Genomic DNA, 20577 nt, shown 5'->3' with positions numbered 1-20577 from the left:
TGCCCGGAGCAGCCCCGCCGCAGCCGCCGGGCAAAGCGATCTAAGCGTAACCCGAAGGAGAGGACCTGCTCTCGCTTCTCGCGTCCGAACATTTGCGCCATGAAAATTCAACCAGCTTCCTTTGCCTTCACGTTACTGCTCGGCTCTCTCGCGGCCGTGCCATACTCCGGGATCGACATTAATCTGCCAGCGCTTGCTGCGACTGGCGCCGCTCTTGGCGTGAGTCCCGCCGAAGTCGGCCTGACGATGAGCACCTTCATGCTCAGCCTGGCCGTCGCGCCGCTCTTCTACGGCCCCATCTCCGACCGATTTGGCCGCAAACCTGTCGTCGGGTTCGGTGTAGCACTGTTCGTGCTCGCAAGCCTCGCCTGCGCGCTTGCTCCATCGTTGCCGTTGCTGTTGATTTTTCGCTCCGTCCAGGGCATCGGGGCCGCCAGCACGACGATGACCTTTGCCATTATTCGCGACCTGTTCAACGAAACGACCGCGCGCTCGAAGATCGCCAAAGTCGTGATCGCCATAAACGTGGTGACTCTGATCGCGCCAACCGCGGGTGCTGGGCTGCTTGCGCTCGGTAGCTGGCGGCTGATCTACGCGATCCAGGCCGGAATCGGTGCTCTTCTTTTCTTGACCGTGCTGCTTGGATTTGCCGAGAGCGCAAGGATCGATCCCGCCAATCGGCTCGTGCCGGCGACCATCGCCCAAAACTACGTTCGCGTGCTGACGCATCCAGTTTCGTTGGCATATATCCTGGTCGGCGCCGCCGCTGGTGCAACGGTGTTTGGCTATGTCACTGGATCCTCGTTGTTCTTCATTGATATCGTCGGATTGCGGCCGGACCAGTATGGTTTGATCTTCAGCGCATGTTCGGCAGCAGCGATGAGCGGCGCGCTACTCGATGCCCACCTTGGCCGCCGCGGCATCTCAGCCGCATCAACGCTGACCATCGGTCTCGCGATTCTGGCGGCTGCGGCGACCATAATGCTCGGCATGACACTGGTCGGTTGGACGTCGCCGGCTCTCATCGCGGCGCTCTTGATGGCGGTAGCGCTCGCTTTCGGCATGACTATGCCAAACGTCATGAACGCGACGATGCTGCCCCTGCCGGAAATCGCTGGGGCTGTCGGCGCAGCAGCTGCTGGCATACAGATGACGGCCGGTGCGGTGTCGAGTGGGTTGGTCGCGGCGTTGTTTGACGGGCGGTCGGCGCTTTCGATGACGGGGGTAATGACCGCTTCTTCGTTGCTCGCGTTGAGCGCGTATTGGCTGCTCGCCCGTCCCGCCGAACGTCGGGTTCATCCGCAGGCGATTGAAAGATCGCGCGGATCAAACGTCAAACCGCTTTGATCGAAAGCGCGCTGCGTGCTGCTTCGCTGCGGGCGCAAGGACGATTTCGGCGTCTATGTGCGACAAAACAACCCGACGGGCAAATCAGCCCGAAGTTTGTCCAGACTATCAACGAAAAATATTCCGCTTCCGTCGTCGGGCAAATCAGTGATTTAACTCCGCGCGTCTCACCCGAATGAGGGGCGGGTCGCGATCGTCACGAACGTTGCGGTGAGATGCGGTGGACGAGAGTGTCGCGACTGACGAGCGTGGCACTCGCGGACGGCGAAGTCGTGTGGTTCTGGCGCCCCGACGCTGGCGCTAAGTTCTGTGGATCAAGTGTCCGCAGAGTGACGGTGGCAAGAAAGCCCGGTCACCGGGAAGAGCACGAAGTAAGCCGTAAACCACTGCGCAGGGAAAGCCGGTGTTGCTCCGGTTGACCTGTGGTCCTACCCCCGTGCTTTTTGTTGCACGGGGCCCACGGGTGCGACCGGCACCCGGCTTTCCCTGCGCCCTCACTTCAATGAGAGGGTGGAAAGTAAAGCAAGACTCGGACGCAATGCGCCGCGAGAATGCGGACTCACATCCTCTCCCCACACTCCACCGTCATGCCCGCGAAGGCGGGCATCCAGTATCCGGCAGCCTCTCGGCTTAAGCTCAGACGCCTCTGGAATACTAGATCGTCCGCAGAGCTATTTGACATTTGCATCAGAACTCTCCGCCCGTCGTCCCCGACTTGCCGCGCCGCGGCGAAGCCTTGGCGTAGCCGGGATCCGGGACCCATAACCACAGGCTTTTTTAATGTGCTCCGCTGCAACCACATGCTCGCGCAATAACAACTGCCCGTGGTTATGGGTCCCGTCTTTCGACGGGACGACACCGCGGTCAATTGCAAGCTGCTTGACGCTTGGCGTTCGCTGCAAACTACCGCGAGGTCGGCTGTGCGAAGGTCGCCGGCAGCGCGCTGACATCGCGCTCGGTGCTCCGATCGGTGGCGAGTTCGCCGGCCGAGACGAGTGCGGTATAGGCCACCGAGCAGATGTGCGAATGGATGCGGCGGAGATCGCGCAGCACGTCGAGGTGCAGCGATGTCGTCTCGATGGTTTCGGGGCGGCCCTCGCGCAGGCGTTCGAGGTGCCGCTCGGTGGCGGCGAACTCGGCGTTGCGCAGCGCGGCTTTTTCCTCAACCAGCTTGCGCGCTTCGTTCAGGTCACCCGACATGAACACGCCGAATGCGATCCGAAGCGAATCTAGCGTGCGCTTGTGGAAGGCCCAGAGTTCCTCGGTGCCTTCGGGCGAAAATTGCAGGCGACGCTTGATCTTCTTGGTGGCGAGCTCGCTCAGATTCTTGTCGATGATGTCGCCGATATGTTCGAGGTTGATCGCAAACGAGATGATCTCCATCGCGCGCTGGCCTTCGCGCTCGTCGAGACTGCCGCGGGTGAGCTTCGTGACATACAGCTTGATCGCCTCGTCGAGGCTGTCGACGCTGTTATCCATGCGCGACACCTGCTCGACCAGAACGCGGTCATCCGTCATCATCGCAGCCATCACCTTCCGCAGCATCTCCTCGACGATGTCGCCCATGCGCAGCGTCTCGCGCGCGGCATCGGCAAGCGCGAGCGATGGCGTCTCGAGCGCGCTCTCGTCGAGATGGCGCGGCCGCGCAGGATCGGCATCGCGGACGCGCCGGGGCAGCAGCATGTTGAGCAGCCGCGCCAGGCTGTCGAGCACGCCGATGAAGAGGACCGCTGTCGCGACGTTGAAGGCGATGTGGAACAGCGCGGTCGCCTTGGCGAGATCGGGCTGCAAGGCCTGCACATAATCGGCGATCGGATGCAGGAATGGCGCGACCAGGAGGATGCCGACCGCGCGGTTGATGAGATTGCCAAGCGGCAGCCGGTAGCTCGCGGAATCATCGCGCCGCGCGCCTTCGAACAACGGATTGATGGCGCTGCCGAGATTGGCGCCCAGCACCAGCGCCAGCGCCGCATAGGGCGTGATGAATTGCGAATAGGCGAGCGACATCACCAGAAGCACACTGGCGACGCTGGAATGCACGAGCCAGGTGACGACGGCGCCGATGAAGATGCAGAGCACGGGATCGCCTGTGATCGCGTTCATGACGACGCGCACGCCGGGCGCATTCTCCGCAGGCGCCAGCGTATCGAGCAGGATGTGCAGCGACAGCAGCATCAGCCCGAGCCCGATCGAGACGCGGCCGATATCCTTGATGCGCGAACGCGGCCCACTGCGGAAGGCGACGAGCCCGATGATGAAGAGGAGAGGGGCGATCGCGGCAATGTTGAACGACAGAATCTGCACGATCAGCGTGGTGCCGACATTGGCACCCAGCATGATCGCCAGCGCCGGAACCAAGCTGACGAGCCCCTCGGAAGCAAACGAACTTGTGATCAGGGCGGTGGCGGTCGAACTCTGGAGCAGGGCGGTCAGGCCGAGGCCCGCGGCGAGGGCGGTGAACCGGTTGTTCAGCGCTCTTGCCAGCAGGATGCGCAGATCTGGCCCGAACGCGCGCAGAATTCCGCTGTGGACCATGTGCAGGCCCCACAACAGCAATGCCACACCGCCCATCAGATCAAGCAGAACCATACTTCCCATGCTCGCCAGCTTCGCCGAAATCGGGACAAAGGGTCAGGTTGCTGCCAAACGACGGCAGATCAACCCGTTTGTTCCCCAGGGAATGGAGACCGGAATTCACTCGCGTCATGGACCCCTTCGCCCGCGATTGCGTCATTTCGAGGAAAAGGCACGGCGAGCGGGTAAATGGAATCTGAACGCGAGAGTTCAAGTGCGAGCCGTTCCGCTAGTCAGATTCCAACGATTCCTCGCTACAGCAAATGGAGAAACGGGCTAATCAATGAATGGGACCGGGGATCGACATGTTCGTCAATCGACGTAAGAGCGAGCGTCGTCTGTGCAGGAGTCTCGCCAAGATCCAGTTCGGCACCGGCACCCTGCCGCGCGACTGCATGATCACGGACATCTCGGACGGCGGCGTCAAGGTGATCGCCGAATATGCGCAAATCCCCTCTGAATTCACGATCATCCTGTCGAACGGCAGCCCGCGCCAATGCCGGCTCGCCTGGCGGATCGGCTGCGAGTTCGGTGCACAGTTTGTCGATTAGGCGCAACGCAGGGCCGCTGCCGGCAAGACTCGCCGGCGGCGCGGTGCGCGACAGGACCGATCCATATCCGCTGCGGATGGAACTCTCTTAACCCGAACTTAGGGTTAAGCTGCGAAGCATTCGGCCAGTCGCCGACCGTGGTCAGGGTACATGTCCCAGAAGTTGCTTCACCGATCTCCCGCCGCAAGGCTCATCGCCGGCGCGGCAGCATCGGCGGCCCTGGTGCTGGCGCTTAGCGGCTGCCAGACCTCCATCCCTTCCGACATCACGGGCGCGCTCGGCGACAAGGCTGAGGCCAGCAAGCCGAGCACTGACCCGCGGCGTGACCTCGAGACTTATCACGAGCGCTTCAAGGCCAATCCGAAGGACGCTGCGGCAGCGTTGCAATACGCCAGGGCGCTACGCGCCACCGGCCAGCGCGCGCAAGCGGTTGCAATCCTCGAGCAGGCCTCGATGGCCCAGCCGAACAACAAGGCGCTGCTCGCCGGCTACGGGCGCGCGCTCGCCGACAACGGCAATTTCCAGCAGGCCTTCGACGTGCTCGGCCGCGCCCACAGCCCTGACGATCCGGATTGGCGGATCCTGTCCGCGCAGGGAGCGGCGCTCGACCAGCTCGACCGTCATGACGAGGCGCGGCAATACTATGCGAGCGCGCTCAAGATCGTGCCCGATGAGCCGTCGGTGCTGTCCAATCTCGGGCTGTCCTACGTGCTGTCGAAGGATTTGCCGCAAGCCGAGGAGACGCTCCGAAGCGCCCGCAGCCGCGCGCCGAACGATCAGCGGATCAAGGCCAACCTCGCGCTCGCGGTCGGCTTGCAGGGCCGCTCCAGCGAGGCGGAGAGCATTGTGAGGGCCGATTTGCCGCCGAAGGAAGCCGCCGCCAATGTCGCTGCATTGAAGCGTGTGCTGGCGCGGAAGGAAGGGCCACGGGGCGGTGGCGAGAAAATCCCGGTGGCGGCCGCCGGCTCCGATTGATACGGCGGCTCACGATCGGGCGCCGACCGCGCGCAACGTCTTGATGATCGGCGACAACAGCGAATTGCGCTGCGTGCTGGTATCCGCGCGTCCGGTCATCCGCTGCGCGATCTGCAGGAACGTCTTGGCGACGCGATGGTTGGCGGCGATCTCCGCGATCATCTGGCCGTTGTTGGCGGCGGTGCCGAACAGCTTCGAGTCGAAGGGAATGGTGGCGATCGGCTGGCTGTCGATGGTCTTGGCGAAGCCGCGCACCTCGATCTCCGGCCGCTTGGTCATGCCGACCTGGTTGAGGCAATAGAGCGGGGGACGGTCATTGGGCCGCGCCGCCTTCAGCGTGTTCACCATGTTCTTGGTGTTGCGCATGTTGGCCAGATCGGGCTCGGCAACGATCAGGATGTCGTCGGCGCCGATCAGCGCGCGGCGTGTCCAGGCGGTCCATTGGTGAGGCACGTCGAGCACGATGCAGGGTGTCGTCATGCGCAGCGTATCGAAGATCGCATCGAACGCATCGGCGCCGAAATCATAGACCTGCTCCAGCGTCGCCGGCGCCGCCAGCAGGCTGAGATGATCGGTGCACTTCGCGAGCAGGCGTTCCATCAGTGCGCTGTCCGGGCGCTCCGGCTGGAACACCGCATTGGCGATGCCCTGCACCGGGTCCTGGTTGTAATCGAGGCTGGCCGTGCCGAATGCGAGGTCGAGATCGATCACGACGGAATCAAGCCCGATGTCGCGCGCGATGGCCCAGGCGATGTTGTGTGCGACCGTGGATGCGCCGACGCCGCCCTTGGCGCCGCAGACCGCGATCATCCTGCCGACTGTGATCGCCTCGGATGCCGAGAACAGGCTGCAGATCGAGCGCACCACGTCGAGCACCTCGACGGGGCCGATCACATAGTCGTTGACGCCGCGGCGCACCAGTTCGCGATAGGGCGCCTTGTCGTCGGCCCTGCCGATCACGACGACGCGGGTGCCGGCATCGCAGACGGTCGCGAGTTCGTCGAGGCCGGCGAGGAAGTCGCTGCCGCTCTCGGTCTCGAGCAATATGACGTTCGGGGTCGGTGCCGTGTGATAGGCGTCGATTGCCGCAGCAATGCCGCCCATATGCACCGAGAGATGCGCCTTGGCGAGGCGGCGGTCTTCGCTCGCGGCCTTCACGGTGGTCGCGGTCGCTACCGTCGCGCAGAACGCCTGCACCGACACGCGCGGGGCAGGGGCGATATAGTCGTCGGCATGCGGTGGCGCGGCTTCGGTCTCGTTATCAGGATGTTTGGCGCGGCTGATCATTTGCCTGTGTCGCTGAGCTTGGCCTTGTCGGCTTCGGGGTAGTTGGTGGTGGTCGAAACGCCCTTTCGGTACTTCTCGAACGCCACGTCACGCCGCGGCGAGTAGGCCGGCGTTTCGGCGCGCGGCTGTTCGAGGTCCGCGGGATTGTCGATCATCGCCGCCAGGTTGCGCTGGGTCGCGCAGCCCAGATTGTAGTACGGCTTGTTCTGGTTGTAGCCGTAGTCGTCGAGCGAGGGGCCGAGATCCTCCGGCCACAGCCCGCAGGGACCCGCGACCGCCGTGATCTTCGGATAGCTCAGGCGGATCGTCGCCAGCGTGCGCGGATCGTCGGGATGGTAGTTGCGCAGCGTGATGGCGCGCGGGGGCACGCCGCCGGCCGTGAGTAGCGAGCGGATTTCCTGATAGGTCGCGCCGGCCGCCCGCGCGTTTGGCGTGTCGACCGGCACCTCGGCGATGATCGCGCCGGTGCCTTCGCGGGTCCAGGTTCGCGCCAGTCCCATCACATCGGCGCGCTGCGGGGCGGTGAGGCCCGGCCGGCCGTGTCCGACAAAGATGACCATCGAGCGATCCGCTTCGGTAACGGCAATCGGATGCCGCAGACGGTAGTCGTTGGGAACGGTCGCAGTCGTGAGGTCGTCACCGCCGCTGCGGCAGGCCGCAAGTGCGATCGACAGGCCGACGAGGGCGCCCAACCGGTACAGTGTGCGATGGTGCTGTATTCTGCCCGTCATCGTCGCGTCCCTTCGCAAGCTCAGTCAATGATGAAGCCGAAATTGGCGGGATAGGCTCCGACCGGCTCGGCGCGGGCTGCCACGCCGTAGATGCGGTTGATGCGAGCGAGCAGCGTCGATTGGGAATCGGCAGCCGGCGCGAACCCGTCATCGGGCCGCGACAGTTCCTTCTGCGCCACCGCGCGCACGACATAGGGCGTCACCAGCACCATCAGCTCGGTTTCGTTGTTGACGAAGTCCTGGCTCCTGAACAGCGCGCCGAGGATAGGCAACTGGTCGACGCCGGGCATGCCGTTGACGGCCTGCTTGGTCTTCTGCTGGATCAGGCCGGCCATCGCCATCGAACCGCCGGAGGGGATTTCCAGCGTCGTCTCGGCGCGGCGGGTGGTGATCGAAGGAACGGTCAGCGAGCTGCCGCCCTGGTTCAGTGTGATGGCGTTGTCGGTGGAGAGCTCGGAGACCTCCGTCATCACGCGCAGGCTGATACGGCCCTCGGTCAGCACCACCGGGGTGAAGTTGAGGGAGATGCCGAACTTCTTGAACTGGATCTGGGTCGTGCAGACATGCGTGACCGGATCGCAGGAGTAGCCTGCAGGGATCGGGAATTCGCCGCCAGCGATGAAGGTCGCCGATTCCCCAGAAATCGCGGTCAGGTTGGGCTCGGCCAGCGTTCGCGCCACGCCCGCGCTTTCCATCGCACGCAAGGTGGCGGTGACGGTGGGAATGCCCTTGGCGACCGCCGAGACGGCGCCGTCATTGTCTGCCACGAGCGGGCGGCCGAAGGCCGTGAATGGATTGGTGTTGTTGAAGTTCACGATCGCCGTGCCGTAGTTCATGTTGGCCGACAGATCGACGCCCATCTGCTTGACGATGTCGCGCCGCACTTCAGAAACATTGACCTTCAGCATCACCTGGTCGCGGCCGCGCACCGTGATGGCGTTGACCACCTTGTCGGCGCCGCCGACCAGCCGTGCCGCGAGGTCGCCGGCCTGCTGGGCCTCGATCGGGGACGACACCGAGCCGGTCAGGATCACGCCGTCGCCGACGCCCTCGATCTGGACGCCCGGCAGCGTCTGCTTCAGCGCGGCGCGCACCCCGTTGAGGTCGCGCTTCACCGCGATGTCATAGGAGGCGACCTGCTGGCCGTCGGCATCGAAGAACACGACGTTGGTCTGCCCGACCGCCGCGCCGATGATGTAGGCCCGCTGCGCGGAGCGGACGACGGCGTTGGCGATCTTGGGGTCCGCGACCAGGACGTCCTTCACATCGCGCGGCAGGTCGACGATCACGGATTTGCCGACGCCGAGCGCAAGGAAACGGGTCTTGGCCGGCGAACTGGCAACCGGTGGCGCGCCCTGGGTCTCGGAATCGGCGGCGATGACAGGCGAGAGCGTCAGCGCGGCCGCGGCCGAAAGCCAGAGGATGCGGACCACGGGGGATCGCACCGCAAGTTTGGTTCGACCGCATTTCATGTCAGGCGTCCTTCTCACTTCTGTGTCGTTGTCGAGCTCGGGACGCCGTAGCGAACCACGTTGATGCTCTGGCCCCGCTTCGGGGGCTGGTCTTGGGAGGCGACGTCAGCGACATTGACGTCGGTGATGCTGCGTAGCGCGAGCGACAGCACGCCGGACTGCCGCGACCGCGCCAGCGTCTCGGTCTGGTTGGGCTTCAGTTCAAGCGTGACAGTCTTGCCGAGCAGGGAATTGGCACCGTCCTTTTCCTTCGGCGCCTGGTCGATGGCGAGCACGCGGATATTGCTGAGGATGATCTCCGCACGGACGACGTCGGCGCCGTTCTGGTCCGGATTCTTCTCACGCCTGCTGAGGATGACGTCGACGCGGTCGTTCGGCAGGATGAAGCCGCCCGCAGCGGTCTCTGCCGAGATTTCCGTCGAGACCGCGCGGCTACCTGAGGGCAGGATTGCCGCCATGAAGCCCGATCCGTCCGTCTTGACGAGCTTCTGCTCCCGGACTGGCTCGCCGGCAATCAGTGGCATGCGCGCGATCGAGCCGATCAAGTCCTTGATGGCATCGGGCCTGTCATAACGGCGGATGAAATTGTTGCTTGCGGTCGCGGCTGGCCAGACCTGCCATTGCAGGTTTTCCTGCTTGACCGATTGGCCGAGGCCGATGTCGGATTGCGCGACCAGAACTTCGACGGTCGGCAGTTGCTGCGCGACCGGCTCGGCCGGACCGGGCTTGGCCTCGGGCTGGCGGACCAGATAGGCCGCGACGCCGCCAGCACCAAGCGCGATGGTCAGGACGACGATACGTGCGATGTTCATACGCTTGACTGCTTACGCTTACCCCAGACTGCCACCGCCGCACGGCAGTGGCAGCCCAACCCGGGAGCATGACTAAGGCAGCAAAAGTGTAGGGGAACTTGATGCGCAGGATGATTTGGCTGACGAGGACTTGGAGTTCTTCGTCATGGTGAACGCGCGGTTATTGCATGCGCGAAGAAGCCCGCAAAATTGCGGGGCTGTGCATTCACATGGCGGCTTTCAGCGCCGCAAAGCCGCGATCGAGATCGGCCCTGAGGTCGTCGATGCTCTCGAGTCCGATATGGAGCCGCAGGGTCGGACCGCCCGGTGCCCATTTGGTGGCGGTGCGGTAGTCGCTGCAATCGAAGGGGATGACCAGGCTTTCGAAGCCGCCCCAGGAATAGCCCATGCCGAACAGCTTGACGGTGTCGAGCAGGGCATCGACCGCCTTCTGCGGGGCAGGCTTCAGCACGATGCTGAACAGACCGGAGGCGCCGGTGAAATCGCGCTTCCAGATCGCGTGGCCGGGATCGCCTTCGATCGCGGGGTGCAGCACCCGCGCCACTTCGGGACGCGCCTGCAGCCAGCGCGCCATCTCCAGTCCGGCACGGAAATGCTGCGCTAGCCGGACGGACAGCGTGCGGAGGCCGCGCAGCGCCAGATAGACGTCATCGGGCCCGGCGCAGACGCCAAGCAGGCGGATGCCCTCGGCGAGCGTCGGCCACGCCTTGGCATTCGCCGAAATGGTGCCGAACATGATGTCGGAGTGGCCCCCGATATATTTCGTGGCGGCCTGGATGCTGATGTCGACGCCTTGCTCGAGCGAGCGGTGATAGAGCGGGGTCGCCCAGGTATTGTCGTCGATCACCAGCGCGCCGCGCGCATGCGCGACGGCAGCGATCGCGGGAATGTCAGGCATCTCGAAGGATTGCGAGCCTGGCGCTTCGACCAGCACCGCGCGGGTGTTCTGTTTGAACAGCGCTTCGATGCCGGCGCCGATCAGCGGATCGAAATAGGTGGTCTCCACCCCATAGCGCGCCAGCATGCCGTTGCAGAAATTGCGCGAGGGGCGGTAGACGTTGTCGCAGACCAGGAGATGGTCGCCCGCCCTAAGCACCGACAATAACGCCGTGCTGATTGCCGCAAGGCCCGACGGCGCCAGCCCGACGCCGGCGCATTGCGGCCCCTCCAGCGCCATCAGCACGTCCTGAAGCGCTTGCGTTGTCGGCGTGCCGTGGCGGCCATACTGGTATTCGCCGCGATGGGCATGGAGGTCGTCCGCCGTAGGGTAGAGCACGGTGGAACCGTGGACGACCGGCGGATTGACGAAGCCCTTCTGCGCCTCCGTATCCCGCCCCGCCGTCACCAGGCGGGTTTCGGGCTGTTGTGGGTAGTCCGATCCGTCGTTGGAAAAGCTCATGCGCTCGCCGTCAAAGACTTCTTGCCACAGCCGTGACGCGTCGGAAGAAGCGGCCCGGGTTAGGGTTTTTAATAACAGGACGGGGAAGAGCCCCGTCAACCCCTTGACCCGGCTCGCCAGTCACTATGTGATGCGCCCAACTTCTAGTCGCCGCACGTTGAGGGGCCTGCCGCGACCTTCGATCCAATGCTTGGCTGATTGGCACGCGACATGCAGGCCAGATCGGCGATTCGCTGGGGATCATCGGTCGGTTCGTTAACGTTTGAGGCGACCGCAAGCAAACCTTCCCGGACGACCCCTTGAAAGGCCCTGCCATGAAACGCGTATCGCTGGTTCTCACCCTTGCCCTTGCCGCCGGCCTTTCGGCGCAGGCCGCTTCAGCGCAAACCCTCAAGACGGTCAAGGAGCGGGGCATGCTGTCCTGCGGGGTAAGCCAGGGCCTGCCGGGTTTTTCGTCCCCGGATGACAAAGGGAACTGGACCGGGCTTGACGTGGACGTCTGCCGCGCGATCTCGGCGGCGATCTTCGGCGACGGCACCAAGGTCAAGTTCGTGCCGCTCTCGGCGAAAGACCGCTTCACCGCCCTGCAGTCCGGCGAGATCGACGTGCTGTCGCGCAACACCACTTGGACGCTGTCGCGCGATACCTCGCTCGGCGCCAATTTCACCGGCGTGACCTATTATGACGGGCAGGGCTTCCTGGTGAAGAAGTCGCTGAAGGTCAATTCGGCGCTGGAGTTGAATAGCGCCTCGGTTTGCGTGCAGACCGGGACTACGACGGAGCAGAACCTCGCCGACTACTTCAAGGGCAACAACATGAAGTATGAGGTGATCGCGTTCGCCTCTGCTGACGAGACGGTGAAGGCCTATGAATCCGGCCGCTGCGACGTCTTCACCTCCGACGTTTCGCAGCTTTATGCCGAGCGACTGAAGCTCGCCAATCCCGCCGACCACGTCGTGCTGCCTGAGGTGATCTCGAAGGAGCCGCTCGGACCGATGGTTCGTCATGGCGACGACCAATGGTTCGACATTGTGAAATGGACGCTGTTTGCGATGGTCGATGCCGAGGAACTCGGCGTTACCCAGAAGAATGTCGACGAGATGGCGAAATCCGACAAGCCGGAGCTGAAGCGCGCCTTCGGCACGGACGGCAATCTCGGCGAGCAGCTCGGCCTGACCAAGGACTGGTTCGCACGGATCGTGAAGGCGGTCGGCAACTACGGCGAGGCGTTCGACCGCAACGTCGGCGCAGGCTCGAAGCTCGGCATCGCCCGCGGTCTCAACAACCTCTGGAATAAGGGCGGTATCCAGTACGCGCCGCCGATCCGCTGATCCAACTGGCACACGGCGATGGCCATCGAGTCCCGGAAACCACCGTCGCAGTTTGTGCTCAGGCTGCAACGGGCGCTCGGCGGCCGCGCAGGGTGGGGGGGCTTCGTTGTCCAGCTCCTGTTCGTGGCCGTGCTCGCCTGGATTGCCTATGAGATCGTGGCCAATGCACGCGCCAACCTGCAGGCGCAGCGGATCACCGCGGGCTTTGGCTTCCTGCAGAACACTGCCGGCTTTGACGTCAGCCAGAGCCTGATCCCGTATACAGGCTCGGACACCTATACCCGTGTCTTCCTGGTCGGACTGATCAATACGCTGCTGGTCTCGGTGATCGGCATCTTCTTCGCCACGGTGATCGGCTTCATCGTGGCGCTCGGGCGGCTGTCGCCGAACTGGCTGTTGTCGCGGATTTCCGGCGGCTATGTCGAATTGGTACGCAACCTGCCGCTCTTGTTCCAGATCCTGTTCTGGTATCTGGCGGTGCTCGCGGCATTGCCCAGTCCGCGGCAGAGCATCTCCGTGTTCGGCATGTTCTTCCTAAACAATCGTGGCCTGGTGATCCCAAGCCCGATCGGCAATCCCGGCTTCGAACCGTTTGTCGTCGCGGTCTTGATCGCGATCGTGGCGGCGCTGGCACTCTGGCGCTACGCGCGGCGACAGCTCCACCAGCATGGCAATATGCTCACGATCTGGCCATACGTGCTGGGCCTCCTGATCGGATTGCCGCTGGTGACGGCGCTGATCTTCGGCGCGCCGGTGACCTTCGAGATGCCGGTGCTGAGGGGTTTCAATTTCGCCGGCGGCTCGCGCCTCATTCCAGAGTTCGTGGCGCTGACGCTGGCGCTGGCGACCTATACCGCCGCCTTCATCGCCGAGATCGTGCGCGCCGGCATCCTGTCCGTGCACAAGGGACAGATGGAGGCCGGCTCCTCGCTCGGGCTGCACCGCGGTGAGGTGTTGCGGTTGATCGTGATCCCGCAGGCGCTGCGCGTGATCCTGCCGCCGCTCACCAACCAGTATCTCAATCTCACCAAGAACTCTTCGCTCGCGGTCGCGATCGGCTATCCCGACCTGGTGTCGGTGTTCGCCGGAACGACGTTGAGCCAGACAGGCCAGGCGATCGAGATCATCGGCATCACCATGGGCGTCTATCTCCTGATCTCGCTGGTGACGAGCGCGATCATGAGCTTCTATGGCTGGCGGATCAGTCGGAGCATGGGCTGATGAGCGATATCGCCGTTTCCAATTTCGTCCGCGAGGAACTGGTGCCGCAGCGGCCGGCGCCGATGAAGACCACGGGCTTGCTGGGCTTTCTGCGCACGCGGCTGTTCAACTCGCCGACCAACATCCTGATCACGATCGTCAGCGTGCTCCTGCTGTGGTTCGTGCTCGTCCCCACGGTCAAATTCCTGCTGGTGGACGCGGTCTGGACCGGCAAGGACCGTGCCGCTTGCCTGGCCGAGAATGCAGGGCATCCGGTCGGCGCGTGCTGGCCGTTCATCCAGGCCAAGTTCAGCCAGTTCATTTATGGGTTCTATCCGGAGCCGGAGCGCTGGCGGGTCAATCTGACCTTCTTCCTTGCGGCCGTGCTCCTGTTACCGCTGTTGATTCCCCGGCTTCCCGCCAAGGGCATCAATGCCGGCCTGTTCTTCCTGGCCTTTCCGGTGGTGGCGTTCTTCCTGCTGCGCGGTGGCGGGCTCGATGGTTTTGCCGTGAGCTGGCTCACGTCGCTATTGTCAGGCTTCAACGACAGCATCGGCGACGGCGGGCGCAAGCTCGCCGCGGCCGGCGAAGCCACCGCAGTGATCGGGCCGGTGCTCTGGGTGCTCGGAAAGCTGATCGTCCTGATCAGCACGGTGATCTCCTGGGTGCTGTTGCCGCTGCAATGGCTGCGGGACCGGATCCAGATCACTGGTCAGCCGGTCTGGGTCGATCTGGGGATCACCACCGTCGCCATCTCGCTGCTGCTGTTCTTGCTCGGCGGCAGCTTGCGCACCGGCTGGCGGCCGCTATTGGTTAGTCTTGCGACCTTCGCCGGCATCGGCCTGGTGATAGCCGTCATGAAGCTCGACCGCGGCGGCGTTCCCGTGGTCGACACCAGGCTCTGGGGCGGCTTGCTGGTGACGCTGGTCGTTTCAGTGACGGGCATTGTCGCTTCGATGCCGGTCGGCATTGCGCTGGCGCTCGGGCGGCGCTCGACCATCCCCTTGATCCGCTTCTTCTCGATCGCCTTCATCGAGTTCTGGCGTGGCGTGCCGCTGATTACGGTGCTGTTCTTTGCGACCTACATGCTGCCGCTGTTCGTGCCAACCGGCTTCACCATCGATGGTCTGGTGCGCGCACTGATCGGCATTGCGCTGTTTGCCGGCGCCTATCAGGCCGAGGTCATCAGGGGCGGGTTGCAGGCGATCCCGCGCGGGCAAGGGGAGGCGGCGAGCGCGCTCGGCCTGTCCTGGTGGAAAACGACGGCATTGATCATCTTGCCGCAGGCGCTGCGCCACGTCATTCCAGGCCTCGTCAACAGCTTCATCGCGCTGTTCAAGGACACCTCGCTGGTGTCGATTGTCGCGCTGTTCGACCTGTTAGGTCAGTTGCGCGCTTCCTTCAGCGATCCCACCTGGGCGACACCGACCACGGCTTTCACCGGCTTTGCCTTCACCGGGCTGATCTATTTCGTGTTCTGTTTCGGCATGTCGCGCTATTCTCTGTTCGTCGAGAACAGGTTGAACGCGCACCGGCGCAACTGAGTGCATCCGCCATGAGTTCGAATCCGATCGTCAGCATCAAGGGCCTCAACAAGTGGTACGGCGAGTTCCACGTGCTGCGCGACATCAATCTCGAAGTCGGCAGGGGCGAGCGCATCGTGATCTGTGGGCCTTCGGGCTCCGGCAAGTCGACGCTGATTCGCTGCATCAACGCGCTCGAGGAATTTCAGGAAGGCGAGATCATTGTCGATGGCATCGAGCTTGGTCCGAACTTGCGGCGCGTCGACGAGGTCAGGCGCGAGGTTGGCATGGTGTTCCAGAGCTTCAACCTGTTTCCGCATCTGACCGTGCTCGACAATTGCACGCTGGCGCCGATCTGGGTGCGCAACGTCCCGAAGAAGGACGCCGAAGCCGCCGCGATGAAATTTCTGGAGCGCGTGAAGATCCCGCATCAGGCGAGCAAATATCCGGGCCAGATGTCCGGCGGCCAGCAGCAGCGCGTCGCGATCGCGCGTGCGCTTACCATGAATCCCAAGGTCATGCTGTTCGACGAGCCGACCTCGGCGCTCGATCCGGAAATGGTGAAGGAAGTCCTGGACACCATGGTCGACCTCGCCAAGGAGGGCATGACCATGCTGGTCGTCACCCATGAAATGGGATTTGCCCGCGAGGTCGCCGACCGCGTCATCTTCATGGACGCCGGTCAGATCATCGAGTCGAACACGCCGAAGGAATTCTTCGCTCATCCGCAGCACGCGCGGACGAAGCTGTTCCTCAGTCAGATTTTGAGATGAGTGTTTCCGTCGTTGCGGTCTCCCTCATGGTGAGGAGCGCGCGATAGCGCGCGTCTCGAACCATAGAGCCCGTGGCCCATCCTTCGAGACGCGGCCTGAAGGCCGCTCCTCAGGATGAGGTCGGTGAGTGTTGCGGCATCTCACACAAACGGCAGGTCGATCTCGGTGCGCTTCTCGAGCCACGCCGGCACCGGCAGGTTCTTCGAGCGCATGAAATCCGGATTGAATAGCTTGGACTGATAGCGATTACCGGAATCGGCGAGGATCGTCACGATCGTCTTGCCGGGCCCGAGCTGCTTTGCCAATCGGATCGCGCCGGCGATGTTGATGCCGGTCGAGCCGCCGAGGCAGAGACCCTCGTGCTCCAGGAGTTCGTAAATCACAGTGACCGCTTCCTCGTCCGGAATGAGGAAGGCGTCGTCGACCTTCGCGGTCTCGATGATGGAGGTGACACGTCCGAGCCCGATGCCTTCGGTGATCGATCCGCCCGGCGTCGACTTGGCCTCGCCATGCTTGAACAGTTCGTACATCGCCGCGCCGTGTGGATCGGCGCAGGCGACGACAATGCCATTGTTCTTTTCCTTCAAGTAGCGGCTGGTGCCGGCGAGCGTGCCGCCGGTGCCGACCGAGCAGATGAAGCCGTCGACCTTGCCGCCGGTCTGCTGCCAGATCTCCGGACCGGTCGAGTCATAGTGCGCCTTGGCGTTATCGAGATTGTTCCACTGGTCGGCGAACAACACGCCATTCGGTTCAGTCTTGCGGAGTTGGTCGGCCAGCCGTTTGCCGACATGCTGATAGTTGTTCGGATTGGCATAGGGCAGCATCGGCACCTCGACCAGTTCGGCGCCGCACAGCCGCAGCGTGTCCTTCTTTTCCTGGCTCTGGGTTTCCGGAATCACGATCAGGGTCCGGTAGCCGCGGGCGCTGGCGACCACCGCGAGCCCGATACCGGTATTGCCGGCGGTGGATTCCACCACGAGGCCACCCGGCTTGAGCGCGCCACGTTTCTCGGCCTCCAGGATCATCCATTTGCCGGCGCGGTCCTTGACCGACTGGCCGGGATTCATGAACTCGGCCTTGCCCAGGATGGTGCATCCGGTCAGCTCGGAGGCGCGCTTCAATTTGATCAGCGGCGTATTGCCGATGGCTTCGACGACGTCATTGTTGATGGTCATGTCGGGGGTAATCTTTGCCGGTTATTTCGCTCCCGCCTGACCCTAGTGCGGGGCCGGCAAAAGGGAAAGGCCCTTGCAGCGCGGCGCGTGCCGGCCCGAATCAACTCCCGGTCCGCGGCAATCCGCCTCGCGACTCCCGGCTCGTGAAATGGGTTGCCTTCGGTGCGGGTGTAATGGGGATTCGGGGCAACAGGGGCGGCGAAATCCCCATGAAATCTTCGTAAGATTCTGACGGCTCCCAGTGCCGACGAAATCAAAGTAAGGCCCGAAAAATAAGGACAACTTGACCTTTTGGCGGTTCCCTGGTTGAGCTTGGCCGCCGTCTGTCGTTGGGTCGGCGGGACTGTCCGCTTGCCATGCGCCCGGGGTAGTATGGCGGGTCGGTTCCACTGGAAGCATCACTCCGTGAAGGTTCTACAGACCATCTCCCAACGCGTTGCGAACTCGTCGCGACGTGATTCGGCACGCGGAGGAGAACTGAGGTGAGCCAGCGCGTCCGGGGGGCTGTTGTCGGCGAACGGCCGCGCGCGCCCGTGCCAAGCCTGCGAAGCGTGGTGCGCGCGTTTGCGGGCTTTGTGATCGCGGCGAGCTCGGCCGGCTGCCTCCTGACCAAGGACCTTCCCGATCCCGCGCTCGATATTCCCGGCGGCTACAAGGCGGCGCGGGCGGCAAAGGCCGCCGACGCGCCGCCAACGCTCGACTGGTGGCGGGGCTTTCGCTCGACGGAACTGACGACGCTGATGGAGGAAGCACAGCGGGTCAATCTGGACATTGCCGCGGCCGTGGCGCGCTTCAAGCAAGCGGACGCGCAGGCGCGGATCACCGGCGCGGCCCTGCTGCCGACGCTCTCCGGCACTGGATCGGAGAGCTATTCGCGTACCTCTGGCTCGAGCGCGAGTGGCCTCAGCATCGGCGGGCGCGAGGTGGTCAACTACAACGCCTCGCTTGCCGCGAGCTATCAACTCGATTTCTGGGGCCAGAATCGCGACGCCGCGCAGGCGGCGGAAGAAACTGCGGTCGCGAGCCGGTTTGACCGCGAGGTGGTGGCGCTGACCACGCTGACCGCTGTCGCTACCGCCTATTTCCAGGTGCTGGCGTCGCAGGATCGGATTCGCACCGCCCAGCGCAACATCGCCAGCGCGGAGCGCATCCTCAACGCAATCAAGGAACGTTTCGAGGCTGGCACGGGTACCGATCTCGACGTCGCGCAGCAGGAGAGCGTGGTGGCGAACCAGCGCGCGCTGGTGCCGCCGCTCCGGCAGACCCTCGATCAGAACATCAATGCGCTAGCGACACTGGTGTCGCGGCCGCCGGAGAGCGTGCGCATCACAGGCGGCTCGCTCAACAACATTGCCATTCCCCGGGTGACGCCGGGCCTGCCGTCGGACCTGCTGACGCAGCGTCCCGACATCAGGCGGCAGGAGGCGCAGCTTGCCGCCGCCACCGCCAATGTCGGCAGCGCCCGGGCACAGTTCTTTCCGAGCATTCAGTTGACGGGGCAGGGCGGTTACCAGAGCTCGGCGCTGTCGGCGCTGTTCCAGCCGCATGCGGCGTTCTTCAGCCTGGTCGGCAGCGCGACGCAGCCGATCTTCGACGGCGGGCGGATCCTCGGCAATTTCGAGTTGACGAAGGCACAGCAGGAAGAACTGCTGCAAACCTATCGCAAGACGGTGGTGCAATCCTTTGCCGACGTCGACACCGCATTGGTGGCAATACGCCAGACCACGATCAGGCTGAGGCTGCAGCGTGACGTCGTGGCGGCGTCACAGCGGGCGTTTCAATTGTCCGAGCAGCAGTTGCGGGCCGGAACTGCCGACATCGTAACTGTGCTAAATACTCAACTGACTCTATTCCAGGCCGAGGACGCGCTGTGGCAGGCGCAACTTGCCCGGCTGCAGGCGATCATCAGCCTGTATCAGGCGCTGGGCGGTGGCTGGGAGCCAAAGGTGGAGAGACCGGTCAATGCTCTTTAAGCCCGAAGCAAAGGACGACGCGAAGGCTGCGGAGCTGAAGAAGCCGGGCTTGTTGTCGCGCCTGCTCAAGCGGATGGCGTCGCTCGCCATTGCCGCGGTGATCCTCGGCGGGCTCGGCTATATCGGCTGGCTGGCCTGGCAGCAAAAGGGCGGCGGCCGCAACGCCAACGCCCGGCCGGACCTGCCGGTGCCGGTGCTGGCAGCCATGCCGCGCGTGCAGGACATGCCAGTCTATCTCGACGGCGTCGGTTCGGTGCGCGCGCTCAATACGGTCACGGTTCGCTCGCAGGTCGATGGCAAGCTGATCAAGGTGAACTTTGTCGAGGGGCAGGACGTCAAGAAAGAGGACGTGATCGCCGAAATCGATCCCGCGATCTATCAGGCGCAGTACGACCAGGCTGTCGCCAAGAAGGCGCAGGACGAGGCGCTGCTCGCCAACCAGCGGCTCGACCTCGCCCGCTACCAGCAGCTCGCCCAAACCAACGCCGGTTCGAAGCAGCAGTCCGACACCCAGAAGGCGGTGGTTGCGCAGCAGGAAGCGCTGGTGAAGGCCGACCAGGCCGCGATCGACAATGCGGCGGCGACGCTGAGCTACACCAAGATCGTCGCGCCGATTTCGGGTCGCGCGGGCCTGCGCCAGGTCGACCAGGGCAACATCATCCACGGCTCCGACACCACCGGCCTCGTCGTTCTCACCCAGTTGCAACCGATCGCGGTCTGGTTCAGCCTGCCGCAGCAGCAAATCGTGCGGGTGAACGCCGCGGCCGCCCAGGGGACGCTGGGGGTCGATGTGTTCGGCAATGACGGGGTGACCGTGATCGATACCGGCAAACTGACCGGCATCGACAACCAAGTCGACCCGACCACCGGCACGCTGAAACTGAAGGCGGAATTTCCCAACGGCAATTTCCAGCTCTGGCCTGGCCAATTCGTCAATGTGCGGCTGAAAGTCGAGACGCTGCCAAAGGCGATCGTGGTGCCGACCTCGGCCGTGCAGCGCGGGCCGGCCGGAACCTTCAGCTATGTGATCGGCGAGGACAATATCGTCACCGCAAAGCCGGTGACGGTCATCCAACAGAACGAGCATGACGCCGTCATCGGCAAGGGGATTGCGGTCTCCGATCGCGTCGTCACGACGGGATTTGCCAATCTCGCCGATGGATCGAAGGTCATCATCGGCAAGGACGACGCCGCGCCGACCGCCGATCTCGCCCCGCGCAAGCGCAGCCGCAGTCCGGATGCGAAGAACGGCCAAGCCAAAGATGGTCAGGCTAAAGATGGCCAAGCCAAGGATGGTCAGGCGAAGGATGGCGAGCATCGATCGCGGCGTGAGCGTACGCAGGGCGAGGGCGATCAGAAGGGCTCGAACGGAGCGGCAACGGGGGGTGACACGTCGGGCGGCGCAGCGAAGTCGCAGCCATGACCGAACGACCAACCTGAATATCTGACCTCGC

General features: G+C 63.9%; 16 protein-coding genes. 9 read left to right on the top strand and 7 right to left on the bottom strand.

Going from position 1 to position 20577, the window contains the following annotated elements; all coding sequences use genetic code 11:
• Positions 1–99: 99 nt before the first annotated feature.
• Entirely contained in the window at positions 100–1347 is a 1248-nt protein-coding gene (locus tag J6497_RS11175; RefSeq protein ID WP_225704315.1) for an MFS transporter, read from the top strand.
• Between the two features lie 903 nt (positions 1348–2250).
• On the opposite strand, the gene J6497_RS11170 is transcribed toward J6497_RS11175, so the two are convergent.
• Positions 2251–3945 carry a Na/Pi cotransporter family protein gene (locus tag J6497_RS11170; RefSeq protein ID WP_225704314.1) on the bottom strand — a complete coding sequence of 565 codons (1695 nt, stop codon included), beginning with the start codon at positions 3943–3945 and terminating at the stop codon, positions 2251–2253.
• Between the two features lie 281 nt (positions 3946–4226).
• On the opposite strand from J6497_RS11170, the gene J6497_RS11165 reads away from it, so the two are divergent.
• Entirely contained in the window at positions 4227–4472 is a 246-nt protein-coding gene (locus J6497_RS11165; protein ID WP_225704313.1) for a PilZ domain-containing protein, read from the top strand.
• Positions 4473–4622: 150 nt separating this feature from the next.
• The gene (locus tag J6497_RS11160) at positions 4623–5447 is read left to right on the top strand and encodes a tetratricopeptide repeat protein (protein WP_225704312.1); all 825 of its coding nucleotides are present in this window, start codon (positions 4623–4625) and stop codon (positions 5445–5447) included.
• A 9-nt stretch (positions 5448–5456) separates the two neighbouring features.
• Here J6497_RS11160 and J6497_RS11155 read toward each other — a convergent pair whose 3' ends face one another.
• The 5 genes from J6497_RS11155 to metC form a co-directional block, all read right to left on the bottom strand.
• On the bottom strand, positions 5457–6734 hold the full coding sequence (locus J6497_RS11155; RefSeq protein ID WP_225704311.1) for a CpaE/TadZ family protein: 1278 nt from the start codon (positions 6732–6734) through the stop codon (positions 5457–5459).
• Positions 6731–7465, bottom strand: a complete 735-nt coding sequence (locus J6497_RS11150; RefSeq protein ID WP_225704310.1) for a CpaD family pilus assembly protein — start codon at positions 7463–7465, stop codon at positions 6731–6733. Before J6497_RS11150 ends, J6497_RS11155 begins: the two co-directional genes overlap by 4 nt.
• A gap of 20 nt (positions 7466–7485) precedes the next feature.
• The gene (locus tag J6497_RS11145) at positions 7486–8937 is read right to left on the bottom strand and encodes a type II and III secretion system protein family protein (protein WP_225704309.1); all 1452 of its coding nucleotides are present in this window, start codon (positions 8935–8937) and stop codon (positions 7486–7488) included.
• 14 nt (positions 8938–8951) lie between these two features.
• The gene (cpaB, locus tag J6497_RS11140) at positions 8952–9749 is read right to left on the bottom strand and encodes a Flp pilus assembly protein CpaB (protein ID WP_225704308.1); all 798 of its coding nucleotides are present in this window, start codon (positions 9747–9749) and stop codon (positions 8952–8954) included.
• Between the two features lie 205 nt (positions 9750–9954).
• Positions 9955–11148, bottom strand: a complete 1194-nt coding sequence (gene metC / locus J6497_RS11135) for a cystathionine beta-lyase (protein WP_225704307.1) — start codon at positions 11146–11148, stop codon at positions 9955–9957.
• A 314-nt stretch (positions 11149–11462) separates the two neighbouring features.
• Here metC and J6497_RS11130 point away from each other — a divergent pair, with 314 nt between their 5' ends.
• The 4 genes from J6497_RS11130 to J6497_RS11115 are packed head-to-tail and all read left to right on the top strand — an operon-like array spanning position 11463 to position 15975.
• Positions 11463–12479: an amino acid ABC transporter substrate-binding protein gene (locus tag J6497_RS11130; RefSeq protein WP_225704306.1), complete on the top strand. Its 1017-nt coding sequence runs from the start codon at positions 11463–11465 to the stop codon at positions 12477–12479.
• Between the two features lie 18 nt (positions 12480–12497).
• Entirely contained in the window at positions 12498–13700 is a 1203-nt protein-coding gene (locus J6497_RS11125; protein ID WP_225704305.1) for an amino acid ABC transporter permease, read from the top strand.
• Entirely contained in the window at positions 13700–15223 is a 1524-nt protein-coding gene (locus J6497_RS11120; protein ID WP_225704304.1) for an amino acid ABC transporter permease, read from the top strand. Before J6497_RS11125 ends, J6497_RS11120 begins: the two co-directional genes overlap by 1 nt.
• Before the next feature lie 11 nt (positions 15224–15234).
• On the top strand, positions 15235–15975 hold the full coding sequence (locus J6497_RS11115; RefSeq protein WP_249793495.1) for an amino acid ABC transporter ATP-binding protein: 741 nt from the start codon (positions 15235–15237) through the stop codon (positions 15973–15975).
• A gap of 140 nt (positions 15976–16115) precedes the next feature.
• Here the strand turns inward: J6497_RS11115 and J6497_RS11110 are convergent, their stop codons facing one another.
• On the bottom strand, positions 16116–17150 hold the full coding sequence (locus J6497_RS11110) for a cysteine synthase A (RefSeq protein ID WP_225704303.1): 1035 nt from the start codon (positions 17148–17150) through the stop codon (positions 16116–16118).
• 533 nt (positions 17151–17683) lie between these two features.
• Between J6497_RS11110 and J6497_RS11105 the strand changes: the two genes are divergently transcribed.
• The gene (locus J6497_RS11105; RefSeq protein WP_225704426.1) at positions 17684–19123 is read left to right on the top strand and encodes an efflux transporter outer membrane subunit; all 1440 of its coding nucleotides are present in this window, start codon (positions 17684–17686) and stop codon (positions 19121–19123) included.
• Positions 19113–20546: an efflux RND transporter periplasmic adaptor subunit gene (locus J6497_RS11100; RefSeq protein WP_225704302.1), complete on the top strand. Its 1434-nt coding sequence runs from the start codon at positions 19113–19115 to the stop codon at positions 20544–20546. Before J6497_RS11105 ends, J6497_RS11100 begins: the two co-directional genes overlap by 11 nt.
• Positions 20547–20577 lie beyond the last annotated feature (31 nt).

It is taken from the genome of Bradyrhizobium cenepequi (assembly GCF_020329485.1).
GTDB lineage: Bacteria > Pseudomonadota > Alphaproteobacteria > Rhizobiales > Xanthobacteraceae > Bradyrhizobium > Bradyrhizobium cenepequi.
Note: the sequence above shows the minus strand (reverse complement) of the source record. Positions and strands in the feature narration are given on the sequence as shown.

What these genes read in the sequence shown, in the direction of transcription:
- J6497_RS11115 (WP_249793495.1), top strand. Translation starts at nt 15,235, where the DNA reads ATGAGTTCGAATCCGATCGTCAGCATCAAGGGCCTCAACAAGTGGTAC.
- J6497_RS11160 (WP_225704312.1), top strand. Translation starts at nt 4,623, where the DNA reads ATGTCCCAGAAGTTGCTTCACCGATCTCCCGCCGCAAGGCTCATCGCC.
- metC (WP_225704307.1), bottom strand. Translation starts at nt 11,148, where the DNA reads ATGAGCTTTTCCAACGACGGATCGGACTACCCACAACAGCCCGAAACC.
- cpaB (WP_225704308.1), bottom strand. Translation starts at nt 9,749, where the DNA reads ATGAACATCGCACGTATCGTCGTCCTGACCATCGCGCTTGGTGCTGGC.
- J6497_RS11110 (WP_225704303.1), bottom strand. Translation starts at nt 17,150, where the DNA reads ATGACCATCAACAATGACGTCGTCGAAGCCATCGGCAATACGCCGCTG.
- J6497_RS11120 (WP_225704304.1), top strand. Translation starts at nt 13,700, where the DNA reads ATGAGCGATATCGCCGTTTCCAATTTCGTCCGCGAGGAACTGGTGCCG.
- J6497_RS11125 (WP_225704305.1), top strand. Translation starts at nt 12,498, where the DNA reads ATGGCCATCGAGTCCCGGAAACCACCGTCGCAGTTTGTGCTCAGGCTG.
- J6497_RS11130 (WP_225704306.1), top strand. Translation starts at nt 11,463, where the DNA reads ATGAAACGCGTATCGCTGGTTCTCACCCTTGCCCTTGCCGCCGGCCTT.
- J6497_RS11175 (WP_225704315.1), top strand. Translation starts at nt 100, where the DNA reads ATGAAAATTCAACCAGCTTCCTTTGCCTTCACGTTACTGCTCGGCTCT.
- J6497_RS11100 (WP_225704302.1), top strand. Translation starts at nt 19,113, where the DNA reads ATGCTCTTTAAGCCCGAAGCAAAGGACGACGCGAAGGCTGCGGAGCTG.
- J6497_RS11170 (WP_225704314.1), bottom strand. Translation starts at nt 3,945, where the DNA reads ATGGGAAGTATGGTTCTGCTTGATCTGATGGGCGGTGTGGCATTGCTG.
- J6497_RS11150 (WP_225704310.1), bottom strand. Translation starts at nt 7,465, where the DNA reads ATGACGGGCAGAATACAGCACCATCGCACACTGTACCGGTTGGGCGCC.
- J6497_RS11165 (WP_225704313.1), top strand. Translation starts at nt 4,227, where the DNA reads ATGTTCGTCAATCGACGTAAGAGCGAGCGTCGTCTGTGCAGGAGTCTC.
- J6497_RS11145 (WP_225704309.1), bottom strand. Translation starts at nt 8,937, where the DNA reads ATGAAATGCGGTCGAACCAAACTTGCGGTGCGATCCCCCGTGGTCCGC.
- J6497_RS11155 (WP_225704311.1), bottom strand. Translation starts at nt 6,734, where the DNA reads ATGATCAGCCGCGCCAAACATCCTGATAACGAGACCGAAGCCGCGCCA.